This is a genomic window from Cognatundibacterium rugosum, assembly GCF_014284365.1.
In the GTDB taxonomy this organism is placed as follows: domain Bacteria; phylum Pseudomonadota; class Gammaproteobacteria; order Burkholderiales; family Burkholderiaceae_D; genus Undibacterium; species Undibacterium rugosum.
Map to the genome: position 1 here is coordinate 190,366 of NZ_JACOGG010000004.1, position 18,879 is coordinate 209,244.

Genomic DNA, 18,879 nt, shown 5'->3' on the forward strand with positions numbered 1-18,879 from the left:
TTTCCTTACCTCAGGCCATCACCACTTTGCGCATTTTTTGCGCAATATATAGCAAGGCGGTCAACGTGATTCCGCTGCAGACTATCAGTGCGGCACCGGCCGCCGGAAAATTCAGCGCTTCCCCCTTGAGTACCTGATTCATCATCTGGTTCTGCGCCAGTACCGGCACCCATTGGAACCAGGCTGGCTCACGTCCCGGAAACAGGATAGGTGCGAGCGACACAAACGGAATAAACATGGTAACGATCTGGTTCCTGACCTGTGCTTCCTTATAGCTCTTGCAGTCCAGCGCGATCGCAATCTGTAGCGCTGCGATACTGGCCGCCAACGGCAATAAGATGAACAGAAAACCGAAGGCATCTTTCAGATTAAACTGAAATGCAGCACGCAAGGTCTCATTCTTGATCAGCCACTGGGTAGGAAAGAAGCTGAATATCGTCAATACCACCACGCCCATCCCCACCAGCGCCACAGCACCCCATTTACCAACAGCCAGTTGCCAGCCACTCACAGGATTCATCATCAGTGGCTCTAATGAACCACGCTCACGTTCACCGGCCGTGGTGTCGATCGCTGCATACATACAGCCAACCACGATCGCCATCAATACCATCATGGGCAGCATTTCCGTGAGCGTGGTTTTACGCTCTTCCGGTTTTTGCAAATGACGTTCGCGGATATCAATCGTCTGCAACAAGTCGGGAGAAATGCCACGCATGGTCAGATTCATTACCATGCTCTCCTGCACAAAGGCATCAAGCAGGCGGCGTAAAGGCCGCAAACCGAATTCAGCCTGACGATTCGAGGTGTCGTAAGCCAGTTCCAGCCGGACTGGCTCGGCGCTCAGCAATTTGCTTTCAAAGTCTGCCGGGATCAGCAATACCGGCTGGGTCAGTTCCTTATTGCGGGATTTGGCTTCGTAATCGGCTGGTGCTGCCTGAATCTGATAACCCTGACGCAGAATGAAGTTCTCGAGTTGCGGCGCATGCTCCATGCCTACCGCGATCACGATACGCTTTTCTTCCTGGGTTTCGACCTGAGACAAGATGGCGGAAAACACCAGCAGCATTAAAGGGACGCCCAACAAAGAACTGATCAGCGCAGTCATCAGAGTGCGGCGATCACGCAAAGCATCGCGCAATTCTTTTTTCAGAATTTCTATAGTGGCCATCATGCTGGCACTCCTTTCACAGCGTCGGCATCATTTAAAAATGCGAGTTTCACGAAGGCGTCCTCAAAGTCCGGCTTACCCGCTAAATCCAGCAATTGCGGTACCGTGCCACGCGCCACATTTCTTCCTTGCGCCACGATCACCACATCATCACAAAGGCGTTCGACCTCCTGCATGATATGAGTAGAAAAAATGATGCATTTGGCGCCGCCTTCTGCTGAGCGTAACCAACGCAGAAATTCACGCAGTGCGCGTGTGGCGACGACATCAAGTCCATTAGTTGGTTCATCCAGAATGATGTTTTTAGGATCGTGGACCAAAGAACGCGCCAGTGCGGTTTTCATTTTCTCGCCCTGACTGAAACCATCAGTACGGCGGTCCAATAGTTTTTCCATTTCCAGCCAGTGCGCGAGCTGGGCGATTCTGGCATCTACCGCATCTGCCGGCAAACCATGCAGCAAGCCGTAATAGCGTATGTTTTCCCGTGCCGTCAGGCGAGGATACAGGCCGCGCGCATCGGATAACACACCCATTTGTGACTGCGTGGATTGCGCACCTGGCTGCACTGTAATGCCATCGACCTGTATCGAGCCGGAGTCCGGTTTCAATAAAGCAGCAATCATTCTCAGGGTGGTGGTTTTACCCGCACCATTCGCACCGAGTAAGCCGGTAATCGCACCATCCGCCGCGCTGAAACTGACACCATTGACGGCCTTCACCAGCTCAGGCTGCTTTTTCATCAAACCCAATGAACGGGCTAGGCCTTGCACGGTCAATGCTTCTGCTTTGCCCAGACGTACAAATTCTTTATGCAAATTGTCGACAGTAATCATGGCTGAGCTCCCTTCTTTTCCTGTACCGGCATCCATGCCAGCGGCCTGGGTATCTGACGTACACAGCTGCTGTCCGTCGCTAAGGCTTCTTTATCTTCTTTTGCGCTGAGAAAGCGAACCACCACATCGCGCACGCATGAGTGAGCAAGCAATCCGTGACCTGCATTATCAACCGTGATATGCCGCGCATAGTCACCCAATGCCTGCGCCACCGCAGCACCATTACGTATCGGCGTGACCGGATCAATACCACCACTCAGCAACATAACCGGTGCGGTAGCCACAGGGATATGATAAAAAGCCTCAGGCACTTTGCCGCGCGGCCAGTTCTTACAGGCTTTTTCGTACATACCATTCATCGTTTTTTCGAACTCGTTACGTGCAGCTGGCAAAGGCTTGGCCATGGCTTCGCTACACCAGACCGAGTAATGCATACCGTAATTGATCGCAGCCGGTCCGGGTAAATTGGTCGAACCGCTGAGACCGACCAAAGGCTGGAAATTGCCTTGATCTGCCTGCGATATGGCATAAGGCAGCCCGGCGATCAAGGCTGGTGTGTAGAGTGTACGGTGCACCATACCTAACACCTGATCGCGACGCAGATCCAGTTTCATCGTCGCTGCAGTGCGTGGGTGTGTCAGTGTCACTGGCTTAGGCAGACTGCTCAATAAATGCTGCCAGCGTTGTGCCAGTTGCGGATAAGCCTGATTGCAGCGTTCCTGCTTTGCACAATCAGCAAACAGTCCATCCAAGGCAGTCTGTGCGTCGACACTTTGTATGCCCATATCAGGCGGCACAACCCCATCCAACACCAGCCGTCTGACTGAACCGGGGAATTGGCGCAGGAATTCGAGACCGACACGGGTACCATAAGACGCCCCAACCAGATTGATTTTGTCATAGCCCTGCGCCAGCCTGACCGCGTCCAGATCCTGCACTGCGATGCTGGTGGTATACATCCCGAGTTCGCCATGCGGCAAACTTTGCAGGCGTTTCAGACAAGCTTCCGTACGGTGTTCTGTCTGCGCCTCATCCAACACCTCGTCGCGCGCTTCCAGCTCGGGACAACTGAGCGAAGCACTGCGGCCAGTGCCACGCTGATCCACGAACACCAGATCGCGCCGCTTATTCAGGCGCCCCAATACACCCTGACCAAAACCTGCTACCTGTATCGCGCTCTGACCTGGCCCGCCTGCCAGCAAGAACACTGCGTCCTGTAATTTGTTTTTATCCTGGGATGGCAACACCACATAATGAATGTCGATTTTTTTCCCGGCGGGTTGATCCGGATTGAGCGGGCGTGACACCACACCACATTGCACTTCCTGAGGAAAATCGGGCACGCGACAAGCACTGGTCGCGGCTTGCGCTCCGCCTGCGGCCAGTATGGCGGTCAGGCTCAGTAGTTGAGAAAAAACATGACGGGGCAAGGCAGTCTCCTGAGTAATTTTACTTTGGGGACGCTTAGTGTATCGCTAACACTTAAAAAAGTGGCAGCGTGTGACGAAACAGGGATTTACAGTGACTAAATACTGCAACACGATGCTGAACTAAGCAGCGCTATGCGAGATTGCACAGCATTCAACGTGCAGTGCACTGTACATCCCTGGCCAGGCTCAGCAATAAATTTTTGACTGGTGCCGGTAAGGCTGCGTCCTGCACCTGATTCAATGGCAGCCATTGGTATTTATCTTCAGCTACGGCTAACTGCGCGTTTGCGGCAGCGGGCGCCAGTTCCATCAGTAAGGGATGTATCCATAAGCGGAAGTGGGTAAAGACGTGCTCCATCACCGGTAATAAGCGGCCAGTTCCAGCCTGGCCAAATGGCCGTATCACTGCGTCAAAGGCATCAGCCGGTAGCTGTGGCAAGGCGGGGCTGCGACCTGATTCACAGGCTTGCATGCCATCCAGTTCTGGCAGCGATAATAGCCCCCCCCAGATACCAAGATCAGCACGACGTTCGACTAGCACCGCGCCCTGATGCATCAACACCAGCATCACCGCCTGCTTTTGTTTGGGCGCTGCCTTAGGTTTTTTAAAGGGTAGCAGCTCCGTCAGCCCGTCAGCCTTTGCCACACAACGTTGCTGCAAAGGACACAGCAAACAGGTTGGACTGCTGCGGGTACAAACGGTCGCGCCCAAATCCATCAGGCCCTGGGTGTAGGCTTCAATGCCGTTATCTGGCAATAAGGCATCGGCCAATCGCCACATACTATCCTCAACCGGCTTACTGCCTGGATAGCCGTGAATGCCAAACGCCCGCGCCAACACCCGCTTGACATTGCCATCCAAAATAGCCGCCTTAGTACCATAAGAAAAAGCCGTGATCGCCGCCGCCGTGGATCGCCCTATCCCGGGCAACTCCCGCAGCAAGGCAGGATCAGCCGGGAATTCCCCGCCATACTCAGCCACAACACGTTTGGCGCACTGATGTAAATTGCGCGCACGGGTGTAATAACCGAGACCGGCCCAGTGTGCCATCACCTGTTCCGATGGTGCCTGTGCCAATGCATGCACATCGGGGAAGCTGCTTAAAAATTTCTGATAATACGGAATGACTGCGCTGACCTGAGTTTGCTGCAGCATGATTTCTGACAGCCAGACGCGATAAGCCGCACGGCTTTGCTGCCAGGGCAAACCATGGCGGCCATGCAGCTTTTGCCATTCAATCACAGCTGAAGAGAAGCCGGCATCAGGTGCATCTGCAGAAAAAAAACTGGCGGCCACAGCCGCCGGTGTCACATAAGTCATGGATAAATTCAGGCGGCTACTTTTAATTTGGATAAATTGGCGGCCAACGCTTCTTTGAGTTCGGTTTCCAGATCAGTCAGCGCTTTTTTCTGTGCGTCGACCTCAGCCTGCATCGTTTCAAATGAAGTGATTTTATCTTCCAGACTATCGGTCGCGACATGGATACGCTGTATCGATTGCATGCGGTTTTTCAACTGAGATTTATGTTCGCGAATCTGTGCTTCCAACGGTGCCATCACGACTTTTTGCCAGGCTTCCACATCTTTATTTGCCTGTAAAAAGTTTTGCTTGACGCGTGCTGCAACTGAATCAAAGAACTTATGAATCAGCTTAACGCGGGTATTGGTCATCATCATGGTGACACTGAATTGCTTCTGATAGACCGCTTCAATGGCCTCTAACTCTTTGATGTACTTATCGAGAGAAAACGGCATAGGAGCAGACAAAGCCAGGCCATGCTCTGTCGAGAATTTACGATACATCACCGCCATCATCTCAGAAATTTCATCGGTCTTTTTGTTCGAGATGATGAGGTTCAGTTTAACCTGTGCAAAAAACTGGCGTATCGAATCACGCAAACCCACGGACAAATGACTGGCTTCCATCGCTTCCCGGGTTTTGCGAATTTCTTCACGCAGGATATCCATACCCAGGCTAGTAAATACCTCTGTCGATAGCTTGGTAAAGACGGCACGGGTCCCCTGCATACGGATCAGGCTCGCATCGAATTCTTTTTTCTCGGCATCAACGCGCTTCATCATGTGCTCGATCACATTCATGTTCTTACCGCGTAAGCTCTTCAGCTCCAGCATCTGTTCCACCACACTGCGGCTGCGTGACGTGATCACGGCCTGTTGCGCATGCGTGATTTCGCTAATTTCTGCAATCAGTTGCGAACGGATGATGTCCTGTTTGCCAGGTATCAGCTCTTTCGATAAGGCATATTCCAGAGTAGGCAGACGGCTGCGTGCCAGCAAAGGTGCATCCTTATTGATTTTCGCAACCAGGCCTTTTTGTGCAGAGACTGGGAAAATCTGTTTCTCTTCTAATGCCAGCGTCTGTGCGACGGTAGTGACCTGACGCGCGATCTGCTGTTCGGTTTCTTCATTCGTGCGTAATTCATCCCACATGCTGTCGATCTTATTGAGCACCACCATACGGCCCATACCTGAGCCTATATGATTACGCCAGACATCGATATCGCTCTTGGTTACACCGGTATCGGCGGCCAGAATGAACAGGACCGCATGTGCATTCGGGATCAGGTTCAGCGTCAGTTCCGGCTCAGTACCGATCGCATTCAGGCCCGGTGTATCGACGATGATCAGACCTTCTTTGAGCAACGGATGCGGGAAATTGACGATGGCATGGCGCCATTGAGAAATTTCGACCAGACCGTTTTCATCGACTTCCAGCGCCGCGTCGGGATCATCTTCATCGAACAGACCGTATTGCTTGGCCATCTCAACGCTGACTTTCTTGGTCAGACTGACTTGCTTAAAGGCTTCCAGCATGCCATCGCCCGAACTGATATTCAGTGGCAGCACTTTCCAGACATGATTCTGTCCCTTGTATTCGCTGGTCGACTGCGCTTCAGCACGGGTTTCAATCGGCAGCAGGCGTATGCAAGGCGGTATCGTATCGTCATACAGCAATTCTGTTGGACACATGGTGGTGCGTCCGGCGGATGAAGGCAGGATGCGCTGACCATAATCAGCAAAGAAAATAGCGTTAATTAACTCAGACTTGCCACGGGAAAATTCAGCAACAAAAGCAATAGATAACTTATCGTCAACAAGGCGCTCCTGCAAACGGGCCAGACGCTGATCAGTTGCCGCATCAGCCATGTCTGATCCACTAATCCAGCCGCGATACTGTTCCAGCGCCCGGGCGACACCCTTGCGCCATTCGCTATATTCTTGGAATTTTTGAACCAGATTGCTCATGTTCCCCTCAGTAAATTTTTTATTCGTTCAAGTATATATGTAAGCGCCGCAAAAAAACGCAAAACACGGTGTTACCAACAAGCATTGCCCGAAAGGACGGGCATTTTGCCTGTTTTTTGACTCATTTCTGACAATGCGCACAATAAAAGGTGCTGCGCTGTCCCTGCCGGATTTGCTGCACTGGCCGCTCACACAAACGGCATGGCTGGCCCGCGCGGTCATAAACAAAATAAGACTGTTGAAAATATCCGCTTTGACCGTCTACACCAACAAAGTCTTTCAAGCTGCTGCCGCCCTGAGTAATCGCTCTTTCCAAGGTTTCCTTAATAGCATGGGCCAGCAACTGATAACGCTGCTGACTGATGCGCTGTGCTGCGGTTTGCGGCCGTATGCGTGCCTTAAACAGGCTCTCAGACGCATAAATATTGCCTACCCCGACCACGACATCACCAGCCAGCAGCACCTGTTTAATCGCTGCGCTGCGGCTTCGGGTTTGCTGATATAAAAACTGCCCGTTGAAATCAGCCTGCAAAGGCTCTACGCCCAGACCGCGCAACAGCACATGCTGTTCCAGCGCTCCTTCACTATTGTCATGCCATAGCACAGCACCAAAGCGGCGCGGATCTGTCATACGTAAAGCCTGGGTACCGACCACAATATCAAGATGATCATGTTTGGCAGCAGGCTGCTCTGCGGGCAAGATGCGCAAATGGCCAGACATACCCAAATGTATCAACAGACTGCCATGCTCAAAATGCAAGAGTAAGTATTTTCCACGTCGTCCTGTGCTCAGTATCTTGCGTCCTGTAAGCAGGCCGGGCAATTGCTCGGGGAACGGCCAGCGCAAACCCGCCCTACGCATCACGACGCCGGTGACATGTTGTCCATGCAGATGTGGATCAAGTCCTTGACGGGTTACTTCGACTTCTGGCAATTCAGGCATAACGGGAACTTTTCTGAGCAGATAAATCTAAAAAGCAGGATGCGCCATCGTGCCGCTTCCGTTTATGACAGGTATGCATGTTTACCGTCATCATGGTGGAAGCGATCAAGCCAGACAAACGCATTTACAATTTGACACAGAGCAACAATTTGCGGATAAAGATACAGTCAGGTGCACCGTGAAACTGCTTATGTTTTGTATAAAATTCTAAGAAACCCACGCTGAGAGCACTTCAGCGTAAAATCGCTCATCCTCTTCTCTATTCGGATCCGACTTGAAAACTCTGAACAATTTTGTTTCGACCGCTATTGTAGCCGCTCTCAGGCCGGCTGCTTACCTGGCATGTACCGCGGTGCTGACCGCCTGTGCCGGATTGGGAACACAGGCCAGCCTTCAGCCTGAAGATGCGCATCATGCGCGCGATGCCGCCCATGCTGCACTGTCCGCCGAAAAAGAAGTGGGTACTGCACCGGTAGCGCAGTTGCCGCAACAGGATAAGCTGCCTGAGCTCAGCCTGAGTCCCGAATTACTGTACAAAGTGATGATGGCGGAAATCGCCTACCAGCGCGGCAGCTGGCAAGCCGCTTATGTCACGCTGATGTCGACCGCTCAGGAGACGCGTGATCCGCGCTTTGCCAGCCGTTCGGCTGAAATCGCACTGAGTGCCAAGCAACCAAGCGAGGCATTGTCAGCCATCCGCCTGTGGCGCGAACTGGCGCCGGAATCGAATGAAGCCATGCAGTATTACCTGGGCTTCATGCTGATGAATAATAACCTGAACGAAATCCGCCAGGTCTATACCGACAGGCTCAAAGCAGCCAGCCCTGAGCAATATCAGGTCATCATGCTGCAGGCGCAGCGTCTCTTATCGCGTGCACGTGATAAACAGGCTGCCATGAGTATGTTGGAAGAGTTGCTGAACCCGTATCAGAATTTCCCGGAAGCGCATCTGGCTCTGGCGCAAGGTGCAATGGTAGCCGGTAACAAAGCACGTGCGCTGACCGAGGCACAACAGGTGCTGAGCAAAAAAACCGACTCGCAGATCGCCGCACTGACCATAGCACAGGCATCCACACAAGCCGATGCGGTTAAGTTTCTGAATAGCTTTTTGAAAAAAAATCCTCAGGCCCGTGATGCCAGGCTGGCATTGGCCAGTCTGCTGATCGACCTGAAAGACTATGACAAAGCCTATGGTGAATTCGAACACCTGCTGCGTGATAAACCGGATGACACAAATACCCTCTACACACTGGGGGTGCTGTCTATGGAGCGTAACCAGCCCGGGCAGGCTGAAAGTTATCTGAAGCAGTATCTGAAGCTGGCTGAAGATAAGCCGGAAGATCGAGACCTGAGCCCTGCGCTGCTGAATCTGTCTCGTATCGCCATCGAAAAAAAGGATTACCAACAAGCGCTGGACTGGTTATCGCAAATTGAATCCTACGAAGGCAAAAATCCGGTGTGGTTCAATGTGCAGATACGGCGCGCCCACCTGTTGGCACGCACTGGCAACGCGGACGCTGCAATGCAATTACTCAAAACCACGTCTGCTGCAAATGATGCAGAACAGGTGCAATTGATACAAACCGAAGCGCAGTTACTGCGTGACCGCGGTTCTGTGCTGGAAGCGGGTCAGTTGCTCAGAGAAGGCAGTAAAAAATTCCCGGACAATGCTGATCTGCTATACGACTATGCGATGCTGCTGGAATCCCAGCAAAGTCTGGAAGAAATGGAAACCAGTCTGCGTAAAGTGATCGCGCTGGCCCCGGAGAATCAGCATGCCTACAATGCGCTGGGTTACTCATTCGCTGACCGGAATATCAAGCTCGATGAAGCACTGAATCTGGTGCAGAAGGCGAATCAATTGGCCCCGGACGATCCGTATATCCTGGACAGTCTGGGCTGGGTATACTTCCGCCTCGGTAAAATCAGCGAGGCAGAAAAAAACCTGCGTCGTGCATATGAAATTCGCAATGATGCCGATATTGCCGCGCATTTAGGTGAGCTGCTGTGGAGTAAAGGCGATCAGGATGCCGCGAAAAAAATCTGGCGTGAAGCGCACCGTAAGGATGCTGACAACAGCACACTGAAAGGCACGCTGCAGCGCTTTCAGTTTAAGCCCTGAAGCTGAATGACGATCGGACACAGGCACTGCCGTTACAAGCGAGCCTGTGCCGGGCTCACCCTGCTCTCTGACATCCAGGTTTCCCCCCCCTATGTATTTAATCAAACCTCTGCTGTTGAGCACGCTGCTACTCATCAGCGCCTGCTCCCTCGTGCCGGTCTCACCATCTGCCAGCGGCACACTCGCGACTCAGCCAGCCAGTAGTTATCAGCAGCAAATCAGCCTGAGCGGCAAATTGTTTATACGCTATGAACAGAATGGCAAAGCACAGCAATTACCCGGCAACTTTGACTGGAAACAGAACGCACAAAATCTGGTCATCGATCTCTACAATCCCTTGGGTCAAACCATCGCCAGAATTACCCAGACAGCACAATCTGCCGTGCTAGAGCAGCAGGATAAACTGCCGCTACAAGCCGATAATCTGGAGCAGTTACTGCAGGATAGCCTGCACTTCCCGCTGCCGGTATCCGGTTTGCGTTACTGGCTACAAGGGCAAATACGCGCGGCTAATGGTCAGCTAAGCGCCTTAAGCGCGCATGATCAGGTGATAGAAACCGATGGCTGGAAAATCCGTTACGCCAGCTGGCATCAGCCGGGCGTCCCCAGGCGCATGGAATTATCCCGTTACACCACTGAGGCTGGCCAGGTCAGCCTGCAGATTATTTTAGAAGCCCCGTCCTCACCATGAAGTTTTTACATCAATGTCCGGCACCAGCCAAACTGAATTTATTCCTGCATGTGACAGGTCGCCGCGATGATGGCTATCACCTGCTGCAAACCGCATTCCAATTGATCGATCACTGCGACCTGCTAGATTTCGATGTGCGTCAGGATGGACAAGTCCTGCGTACCAATGATGTGCCGGGGGTGCCGGCAGACAGCGATCTGATCGTACGTGCTGCCCGCCTTCTGCAACAAAAAACCGGCACCACGCTGGGTGCAGACCTGACTTTGCATAAAACCCTGCCTATGGGCGGTGGTGTCGGTGGTGGCTCCTCGGATGCGGCGACTACGCTGATGGCGCTGAATCACTTATGGCAAACCGGACTGAGCCGCGCTGAGCTGATGCTACTGGGTTTGCAGCTGGGTGCAGATGTGCCGTTTTTTATCTTCGGCGAAAATGCATTTGCCGAAGGCGTAGGTGAGGAATTGCAGGCGATTAGTACACCGGAACGCTGGTTTGTCGTGATAGAACCAGGCGTACACGTACCGACTCCAGCAATTTTTTCGTCCAGGGAGTTGACAAGAGACAGTAAGCCCGTCAGAATAGCGGACTTTTCCAGCAATGCAGAAAATTACTGGAGAAATGATCTGCAAACAGTTGCCTGCGCAATGTTTCCGCAAGTCGATGAAGCCATACAGTGGCTCTCGCAATTCGGAAATGCGAAGATGACAGGATCAGGAGCTTGTGTTTTTTGTGCTTTTGCTGACGAATCAGCAGCAGACAAAGTGATAACGCAAATGCCCGGTCGCTGGAAATCATGGAAGGCAAAATCGCTGAATCAACATCCTTTAGTTGATTTGCTGCAGAGATAAAAATTTGGTCTGTTGCGAGTTTTACGCTAGAATAGCGGAAGATTCTGACAACAGATAAACGGTTGTGTAGGGGAATCGCCAAGCTGGTTAAGGCACCGGATTTTGATTCCGGCATGCGAAGGTTCGAATCCTTCTTCCCCTGCCATTAAATTAAAGCCGCCGCATACAATGTGCGGCGGCTTTTTCAGTTTATACCTCTGATTATTTTCTAAAGCTTCACCAATTAGACAAATAGTCTGGCCCTCAAAAAATTCAGCCGATAGGTCCCGCCATGGCAAACGCGCGCGCACACGACAACATGATGGTCTTCACTGGTAACGCCAATCCTGCATTGGCTGCCGGCGTTGCAAAACAACTGGGTATTCCGCTTGGTAAAGCAGATGTCTCCAAATTCTCTGATGGCGAAGTTGCTGTCGAAATCAATGAAAACGTGCGTGGTAAAGATGTTTTCGTTCTGCAATCCACTTGCGCGCCAACCAATGACAACCTGATGGAAATCATGTTGATGGTCGATGCACTCAAACGTGCATCTGCTGGCCGTATCACGGCAGCAATCCCGTATTTTGGTTATGCACGCCAGGATCGCCGTCCACGTTCCGCACGCGTGGCTATTTCTGCCAAAGTGGTTGCCAACATGCTGGAAGAAGCGGGTGTCGACCGCGTTCTGATTATGGATCTGCATGCAGATCAGATTCAGGGCTTCTTCGATATCCCGGTTGATAATATTTACGCATCCCCGATTTTGCTGGGTGATCTGGTTTCTAAAAACTATGATGACCTGTTAGTGGTATCGCCTGACGTCGGTGGTGTGGTTCGTGCACGTGCGCTGGCAAAACGCCTGGGCTGCGATCTGGCGATTATCGACAAGCGCCGTCCTAAAGCCAATGTATCCGAAGTCATGAACATCATTGGTGAAGTTGAAGGCCGTAACTGCGTGATCATGGATGACATGGTGGATACCGCAGGCACACTGACCAAGGCCGCAGAAGTTCTGAAAGAACGCGGCGCGAAAAAAGTGCTGGCTTACTGTACTCACCCAGTCTTGTCCGGCCCGGCAATTCAGCGTATTTCCCAGTCCCCGCTCGATGAGCTGGTTGTGACTGACACCATTCCACTGTCTGACGCAGCACGCGCCTGCAGTAAAATCCGTCAACTGTCCTGTGACAGCCTTCTGGCAGAAACCTTCCGCCGAATTACTAAAGGCGAATCGGTCATCTCCCTGTTCACAGACTAATCGACGTATCCGTTTCCGGCGCTGCCATGTACATGGTGGCGCTTTTTACTGTATCCCTGGTCGCGGGGATACAAAACCGCAAGTTAGCTCTTGCATTTTTTGGAGTAACACCATGAAAGTTATCGCATTTGCACGCAAAGAACAGGGGACCGGAGCGAGCCGCCGCCTGCGCAATGCTGGCCAAACACCTGGCATCATCTACGGCGGCACAGAAGCCCCAGTAGCAATCAGCCTGGACCACAATGCGCTGTACCACGCATTGAAAAAAGAAGTATTCCACTCTTCCATTCTGGATCTGGAAGTTGACGGTAAAGTAGAAAAAGTTCTGTTGCGCGACTTCCAAGTCCACGCATACAAACAACTGGTATTGCACGCAGACTTCCAACGCGTTGATCCTAACCAAAAGATCCACGTTAAAGTGCCTCTGCACTTCGTTAACGCTGACGTATCTCCAGCAGTAAAACTGTCTGCAGCAGTAATCAGCCACATCGCTGTTGAGCTGGACGTTTCCTGCCTGCCAGCTGATCTGCCAGAATTCGTCGAAGTTGACCTGTCCAAACTGGAAGCTGGTCAATCCGTACACGTTTCTCAACTGGTTCTGCCAGCTGGCGTAACAGCAGTTGTACACGGTGAAGACGCAACTGTAGCGATCGCTACCGTACCAGCAGGTGCTGTTTCTGCTGATGCTGAAGCAAAATAATTCTGCGAATTGATTTCGTTAGAATGATCTGAAAAAACCAGCCCGCGGGCTGGTTTTTTTACGCCTGCAGTTTTTCGCTTACACTATGCATTTCGTTTTACGCAAAATCCTGCCAGCCCATGGCTGACGCCCTCCTTGTGGCGTGATGGTTTTGCCTAAGTCCTCACATCTGACCTGCACGGAGTAGACCATTGCTGAACCGTTCTCCCTTATTGCCCGCCTTATTGCCTGCATTCTGCGCAACGCTGCTGCTGGCCCTGACTGCACTGAGTAATGCACCTGTGGCTCAGGCGCAAATTGCGGCCAACATCAAATATGACACCAGCTATCCCATCATCAGTCCGGTGGAAGGCAAAAAAGGCCTGGTCGCCAGTGAACATCAGCTGGCCTCACAGGCGGGCATCGATATCCTCAAACGCGGTGGCAATGCGGTTGATGCAGCGATCGCAACCGGCTTTGCGCTGGCGGTGGTATTACCGAATGCCGGCAATATCGGTGGTGGCGGTTTCATGATGATACATCACGCAAAAAGCGGCAAAGATGTAGCGATTGATTTCCGCGAACTGGCTCCGCAACTGGCCAGCCGCGATATGTATCTGGATACCAATGGCAATGTAATTCGTGGCAAATCCCTGTACAGCCATCAGGCCGTTGGCGTGCCGGGCACCGTAGCAGGTTTCGAGATGGCGCTGCGTGACTACGGCAGTCTGCCGCTCAAAGACTTGCTGGCACCAGCGATCCGCTATGCCGAACAAGGCTTTGTGGTCAGCCCGCATCTGGCTGCCATGCTGGAAGCGAGCAAAGAACAACTGGCCGCCTTCCCTGCCGCTAAAGCGATTTTCTTTCAGGATGGTCATCCGCTGCGCGCCGGCGAGCGCCTGATACAAAAAGATCTGGCCAATTCATTGCGCCAGATTGCAGCACAAGGCGCGAAAGCATTTTATGAAGGCGAGATCGCCAAGAAAATCGTAGCCGAAATGCGTCAACATCAGGGCCTGTTATCTGAAGCCGATCTGAAAGCCTACCGCGCCGTACAGCGCCAGCCAGTGCGTGGCCAGTATCGTGGCTTTGACATCGTCTCCATGCCGCCGCCAAGCTCGGGCGGCGTACATATTATCCAGATGCTCAATATGCTGGAGCGTTTTCCCTTGCGCGAGCAAGGCCATAACAGCGCACAGACGCTGCATCAGCTCAGCGAAGTCATGAAGCTTGCCTATGCGGACCGCTCAGAATTCCTGGGTGATCCGGATCACATCAAAGTGCCGGTCACTGGCCTGACCTCACGCCGCTACGCAGACACGTTAGCGCAGAAAATCAATCTGGAAAAAGCAACGCCTTCGGCCGAGATTAAGCCAGGTCAGCCGCAGGCTTATGAAAGCGATCAGACTACGCACTACAGTGTGGCAGACCAATACGGCAATGTGGTAGCGACCACTTACACGCTGAATCTGAATTTTGGCAGTTGCATCGTGGCTGCCGGTACCGGCATCCTGCTGAACAATGAGATGGACGATTTTTCGATTAAAGCCGGGGTACCAAATGCCTTTGGTTTAGTCGGCGGTGAGGCCAACGCCGTGCAGGCCTGGAAACGTCCGCTGAGTTCCATGACGCCGACCATCGTACTCAAAGACGGCAAACCCTACCTGGTAACGGGCAGCCCGGGCGGCAGCCGGATTATCACCACCACTTTGCAGACTATCCTGAATGTGATCGACTTTGACATGAATCCGGCGGAAGCTGCCGTCGCCCCTCGCATCCACCAGCAATGGATGCCGGATCAGCTACGCTTCGAAAAAGGGTTCAGCTTCGATACCTTGCGCCTGCTGGAACAAAAAGGCCAGCAATTAAAGGCCGGCGCCACCATGGGCAAAACCCAGACTATCCTGATCAAAGCCGATGGGATTAGTGGGTATTCGGATCCACGCAATCCTGATGGTGCAGCCATCGCTTATTAAAAAAGCAGGGGTGCTGTCATACACCCCTGCTTTTTTTACACTGGATTTACCGATCGAGATCAGAACTGATGCTGCACTTTGAGCGACACAAAGCGGCCACGCGGATCAGCCTGGGTGATGTCGAAGAAGCTGGTCGATGAATCCCAGGATGGGCGACGATTCGTCAAATTCTGTACCAGCAAACTCAGCGTGGTCGCCGGGCTCAGCTTGTAAGAAGTCGTCAGATCCAGACTGCTGAAAGCAGACACCGTTTCATTGCTCGCAGATTTTTGCTCATAGCCTCCGACATAATTCCAGATCAGGGTAGTTGACCACGCAGCTTTAGTCCAGTTGACGGAGCTGACGCCGCGCCACTTAGGAATAGAGCCGAAGTAATTGGTGCCCGCACCTTCCGTCAGCTCAGCACCAGCAGATAAAGGTTCAGCAAAGCGCAGCACATAACTAAGCTGGCCATTCAAAGTCAGCTGACCCCAGTCACTGCTTTGAAAGCGTTGGCGTATATCGAGATCCAGTCCGGATACTTCACGATTACCCTGATTACGGTACTGACGATACAGCGTCGTGATGCGGCCCTGCTCGTCGCGGGTCACTTTTTCCGGATGTGCTTTTTCTGAAGCCAGGATAGTGTCAGCGGACTCCGTACCGATCACGCCTTTCTGGGTGATGCGGTAGTAATCAATGCCAAGGCTGGTATTGGCGGACGGTGCAATCACGATACCGAAGTTCAGATTATCGGAACGCTCAGGCTGCAAAGTAGCATTGGCGATCGTGATATTGGTCACACCACGTGGCTGATTCGGCGTCAGCGGATCGCGCGGATCGATCACGCTGCCGTAACTGACCGAGGTACTCTTGGTAATTTCCGGGAAAGACGGCGCACGGAAACCACGCGAGGCAGTACCACGCAACAACAACCAGTCGGCAGCTTGATAACGCAGGCTGGCCTTAGGCGAAAACGCATTGCCGAAATCGGAATAATGATCATAGCGACCAGCCAGATTCAGATTCAGATCTTTAACCAGCGGCACGCTGAGTTCACCAAACAGTGCAGACACATCACGCTGACCATTGATGATATTGATCGCCGGACGCAATTCGGTACCACTTAACACTGCAGTAGAGGTCTGTGAGTCCATTGCTTCCCTGCGCCATTGCGCACCGCCGGCAAAACCCACTTTACCGGCAGGCAGCGTCCACAACTCAGAAGAAGCACTCAGATCCACCGTAGTCAGTTCCGATTGCGCAGGACGACGGGTAGACAGACGCAGACGATTTCTGAGTTCTTCCGAATTTTTCGACTGATCGGCAAAGTTATAGCTGCCATCCGCCAGCACTTGCTGAAATACATAACGGTTCACAAAATTCGCGACCGTTTCCACCATCACACTGCTGGATTTCCCGGCGGATAAATCCCAGTCCCAGCCTGCGGTATAACCTTTAACACCTGCCAGTGCACGATAAAACGTGACGCGGTCAGTTTTCAAACGCGGCCCCAGATCAAATAAAGTCGCACTGAACGCCAGCGGTGTGGTGCCCGGATTATTCGGATGACCAACCGGCAGCACGACCGGAATCGTGGTCAGGGATTGATTTGCATTATTCCAGGCACGCAGACTACTCGATACGCTGAGCGGTGCACTGAAAGTCTGGTCAGCACGCGAATAGCTGTGTAGCCATTCTGCATAAGCCTGGGTATCCGGATTAATCTGATATGTGCCGGACAAGGCGGTATGCACACGCTCTATACCTGGAATCAGGGTACGGTAAGGCGCTGGATTATAGGCCAGCACCTGTCCCGTCTTACCCGGGGTCAGCGCAGAGTAAGGCAGTAACTGCAACGGTCCCTGCACACCGCCTAAAGTGCGGGTAGGATCAGAGCCGAAGTAATTCGTCGCAACCCAACCCAGGCTGCCATTTTGCTGATCGCGAAAATCCGCATCGCGTAACCAGCTCACATCACTCTGCTGCAATTTGCTGCGCTTTTGCGCATCCACCGACAGCGAAATACTATAGCCATCTTTGTTCAGCTGACCCCAGCCTGTTTGCAGCAGTGCGCTTTGCTCAGACTGGCCGGTGCCGGTAGCAGACTGACCTCCCTGCACCGTCAGCTCGGTTCCGGTGAATTCACGGTAGAGAATAATATTCACCACACCGGCCACCGCATCGGAACCATAGATAGAAGACGCGCCGTCTTTCAGCACTTCTATACGCTGTACTGCAGCCATAGGCAGGCTGTTCAGATCAACGAACACATCCTGAATATTCTGCGCAGTCGCATAGCTGCTCACGCGTTTGCCATTGACCAGGATCAGGGTATTTTTCTGACCGATGCCGCGTAAGGAAAGGCCTGAAGTACCCGCTGAAAAACTGCCGGTATATTGTTCGTTATAGCTGTTACCGCTGTTCGCAGAAATCGAACGCAACACATCTGCGATGCTGGTTTTACCACTGTCACGCAACTCTTTGGCGCTGATCACCTGCACCGCTGCAGCACCTTCTTTTTGCGTTACACGCAGGTTAGAACCAGTAATCACCACACGCTCTGCCTCTTGAGCAAAACTGTGGGAAGGGTAAATGGCGGCCAGCGCCAGCACCAGACTTAAGGGTCGTATCATAATTTCCTCTGTAATAGGACTTTCGCAAAACCACCCCAGCTGCGTTATGGCGCCTTGTCGTAGCAGGCGTACTGCCTGCGTCGCCATGCCTAGCCGGGGCAATGTTGTGTCAGTCCTCTTTAGTTATAAGCGTTTGCGATCACAAACGATGAAGTTCACCACACCAGCCTGATGGGTCAGGTGATGAAAAAAATCGAAGGGGGTACTACAGATACTGAGCGACAAAGCGGCTCAGCGTGGGGGCACAGTCACATGCACTGCGCCATGCACAGTGCATAGAGTGTGTTCAGAACGGGGATGCAACAAAAGCGGGATACAACTAAGTAAGACATGAAACACTTTACATAATCAACAATGTGACCAGTGTAATCAGCACGCTTCAGATTGAGAACGAATTAAAAGTGAGTTACATATATGAAATAACACATAAAGACAGTCATGAAGCGCAAGCACCTCTGCACTGGTATTGCGTCAAACCCGACAACACCTCAACGTGCGACCAGCATCTCATGCATGGGCAAGTCAAAGTGGTCCGGCTCGAACTCACAGGCCGCAACTGGATACGCAATACCCAGCGCCAATGCTTGCGGTAACTGCGCCAGTGTTCTGTCATAGAAGCCACCGCCGTAGCCCAGCCGGTAAGCAGTAGTATTGAAGCCGACGCAGGGAATCAGAATCACCGCCGGATCCAGCAAATGACTGCGCTGGGCAGGCAAAGGAATGCCGTAACTGTCCGCTTCCATCGCGTCCCCCGGCTGCCAGGCCAGAAAACGCAGCGGCGCCTGGGCCTGCACCACCCAGGGCAAGGCCAGCTGTATACCCAAGGCCTGCAGTTCTGCATACACTGCACGCAAATCCGGCTCGGCGCGAATAGGCCAGTACAAGGCCAGACTGGCAGGTCGCAGCGTCTGCATTTTTTCCAGCAATTGTTGTTGCAGGTTGCGATCCCAGGCAGCGCGCTGCGCAGCAGGCACGGCACGTCGCTGCGCTAATAAGTCGCGGCGCAGAGTCTGTCTTGGAGTGGAAAGAAACTGTTCTGGCGCATGTGCGCCGTTGTCTGGCTGTGTCAT

The 18,879-nt window shown here is 52.6% G+C and carries 14 protein-coding genes and 1 tRNA gene; 7 read left to right on the forward strand and 8 right to left on the reverse strand.

Annotated features, from left to right (window positions below; translation table 11 throughout):
* Positions 1–10: 10 nt before the first annotated feature.
* The 6 genes from H8K47_RS05535 to mutM form a co-directional block, all read right to left on the reverse strand.
* Complete coding sequence (locus tag H8K47_RS05535; RefSeq protein WP_186880428.1) at positions 11–1,174, reverse strand: ABC transporter permease; 1,164 nt, start codon at positions 1,172–1,174, stop codon at positions 11–13.
* Positions 1,171–2,004 carry an ABC transporter ATP-binding protein gene (locus H8K47_RS05540; protein ID WP_186880429.1) on the reverse strand — a complete coding sequence of 278 codons (834 nt, stop codon included), beginning with the start codon at positions 2,002–2,004 and terminating at the stop codon, positions 1,171–1,173. The genes H8K47_RS05535 and H8K47_RS05540 overlap by 4 nt, the downstream gene beginning before the upstream one ends.
* Positions 2,001–3,434 carry an alpha/beta hydrolase gene (locus H8K47_RS05545; protein WP_186880430.1) on the reverse strand — a complete coding sequence of 478 codons (1,434 nt, stop codon included), beginning with the start codon at positions 3,432–3,434 and terminating at the stop codon, positions 2,001–2,003. The genes H8K47_RS05540 and H8K47_RS05545 overlap by 4 nt, the downstream gene beginning before the upstream one ends.
* 151 nt (positions 3,435–3,585) lie before the next feature.
* On the reverse strand, positions 3,586–4,755 hold the full coding sequence (mutY, locus tag H8K47_RS05550) for an A/G-specific adenine glycosylase (RefSeq protein WP_186880431.1): 1,170 nt from the start codon (positions 4,753–4,755) through the stop codon (positions 3,586–3,588).
* A gap of 8 nt (positions 4,756–4,763) precedes the next feature.
* Positions 4,764–6,701 (reverse strand): dynamin family protein, encoded by a 1,938-nt coding sequence (locus H8K47_RS05555; RefSeq protein ID WP_186880432.1) that lies wholly within the window; start codon positions 6,699–6,701, stop codon positions 4,764–4,766.
* Positions 6,702–6,822: 121 nt separating this feature from the next.
* The gene (mutM, locus tag H8K47_RS05560) at positions 6,823–7,644 is read right to left on the reverse strand and encodes a bifunctional DNA-formamidopyrimidine glycosylase/DNA-(apurinic or apyrimidinic site) lyase (protein ID WP_186880433.1); all 822 of its coding nucleotides are present in this window, start codon (positions 7,642–7,644) and stop codon (positions 6,823–6,825) included.
* Positions 7,645–7,918: 274 nt separating this feature from the next.
* Between mutM and H8K47_RS05565 the strand changes: the two genes are divergently transcribed.
* The 7 genes from H8K47_RS05565 (at position 7,919) to ggt (ending at position 15,194) form a co-directional block, all read left to right on the forward strand.
* Positions 7,919–9,766 (forward strand): tetratricopeptide repeat protein, encoded by a 1,848-nt coding sequence (locus H8K47_RS05565; RefSeq protein WP_230405126.1) that lies wholly within the window; start codon positions 7,919–7,921, stop codon positions 9,764–9,766.
* A 91-nt stretch (positions 9,767–9,857) separates the two neighbouring features.
* Positions 9,858–10,457 (forward strand): lipoprotein insertase outer membrane protein LolB, encoded by a 600-nt coding sequence (lolB, locus tag H8K47_RS05570; RefSeq protein WP_186880434.1) that lies wholly within the window; start codon positions 9,858–9,860, stop codon positions 10,455–10,457.
* Positions 10,454–11,305, forward strand: a complete 852-nt coding sequence (gene ispE, locus H8K47_RS05575) for a 4-(cytidine 5'-diphospho)-2-C-methyl-D-erythritol kinase (protein WP_186880435.1) — start codon at positions 10,454–10,456, stop codon at positions 11,303–11,305. Before lolB ends, ispE begins: the two co-directional genes overlap by 4 nt.
* 68 nt (positions 11,306–11,373) lie before the next feature.
* Positions 11,374–11,450: transfer RNA gene (locus tag H8K47_RS05580), tRNA-Gln, on the forward strand.
* Between the two features lie 126 nt (positions 11,451–11,576).
* Positions 11,577–12,539 carry a ribose-phosphate pyrophosphokinase gene (locus H8K47_RS05585; RefSeq protein WP_162020661.1) on the forward strand — a complete coding sequence of 321 codons (963 nt, stop codon included), beginning with the start codon at positions 11,577–11,579 and terminating at the stop codon, positions 12,537–12,539.
* A 112-nt stretch (positions 12,540–12,651) separates the two neighbouring features.
* Positions 12,652–13,239: a 50S ribosomal protein L25/general stress protein Ctc gene (locus H8K47_RS05590; RefSeq protein ID WP_186880436.1), complete on the forward strand. Its 588-nt coding sequence runs from the start codon at positions 12,652–12,654 to the stop codon at positions 13,237–13,239.
* Between the two features lie 191 nt (positions 13,240–13,430).
* Entirely contained in the window at positions 13,431–15,194 is a 1,764-nt protein-coding gene (ggt, locus tag H8K47_RS05595; RefSeq protein ID WP_408057826.1) for a gamma-glutamyltransferase, read from the forward strand.
* A gap of 59 nt (positions 15,195–15,253) precedes the next feature.
* Here the strand turns inward: ggt and H8K47_RS05600 are convergent, their stop codons facing one another.
* Both H8K47_RS05600 and H8K47_RS05605 read right to left on the reverse strand, forming a co-directional pair.
* Positions 15,254–17,809, reverse strand: a complete 2,556-nt coding sequence (locus tag H8K47_RS05600) for a TonB-dependent receptor (RefSeq protein ID WP_186880437.1) — start codon at positions 17,807–17,809, stop codon at positions 15,254–15,256.
* A 488-nt stretch (positions 17,810–18,297) separates the two neighbouring features.
* Complete coding sequence (locus H8K47_RS05605; RefSeq protein ID WP_186880438.1) at positions 18,298–18,879, reverse strand: 5-formyltetrahydrofolate cyclo-ligase; 582 nt, start codon at positions 18,877–18,879, stop codon at positions 18,298–18,300.

What these genes read in the sequence shown, in the direction of transcription:
- H8K47_RS05535 (WP_186880428.1), bottom strand. Translation starts at nt 1,174, where the DNA reads ATGATGGCCACTATAGAAATTCTGAAAAAAGAATTGCGCGATGCTTTG.
- H8K47_RS05540 (WP_186880429.1), bottom strand. Translation starts at nt 2,004, where the DNA reads ATGATTACTGTCGACAATTTGCATAAAGAATTTGTACGTCTGGGCAAA.
- mutY (WP_186880431.1), bottom strand. Translation starts at nt 4,755, where the DNA reads ATGACTTATGTGACACCGGCGGCTGTGGCCGCCAGTTTTTTTTCTGCA.
- H8K47_RS05555 (WP_186880432.1), bottom strand. Translation starts at nt 6,701, where the DNA reads ATGAGCAATCTGGTTCAAAAATTCCAAGAATATAGCGAATGGCGCAAG.
- mutM (WP_186880433.1), bottom strand. Translation starts at nt 7,644, where the DNA reads ATGCCTGAATTGCCAGAAGTCGAAGTAACCCGTCAAGGACTTGATCCA.
- lolB (WP_186880434.1), top strand. Translation starts at nt 9,858, where the DNA reads ATGTATTTAATCAAACCTCTGCTGTTGAGCACGCTGCTACTCATCAGC.
- ispE (WP_186880435.1), top strand. Translation starts at nt 10,454, where the DNA reads ATGAAGTTTTTACATCAATGTCCGGCACCAGCCAAACTGAATTTATTC.
- H8K47_RS05585 (WP_162020661.1), top strand. Translation starts at nt 11,577, where the DNA reads ATGGCAAACGCGCGCGCACACGACAACATGATGGTCTTCACTGGTAAC.
- H8K47_RS05590 (WP_186880436.1), top strand. Translation starts at nt 12,652, where the DNA reads ATGAAAGTTATCGCATTTGCACGCAAAGAACAGGGGACCGGAGCGAGC.
- H8K47_RS05600 (WP_186880437.1), bottom strand. Translation starts at nt 17,809, where the DNA reads ATGATACGACCCTTAAGTCTGGTGCTGGCGCTGGCCGCCATTTACCCT.
- H8K47_RS05605 (WP_186880438.1), bottom strand. Translation starts at nt 18,879, where the DNA reads ATGACACAGCCAGACAACGGCGCACATGCGCCAGAACAGTTTCTTTCC.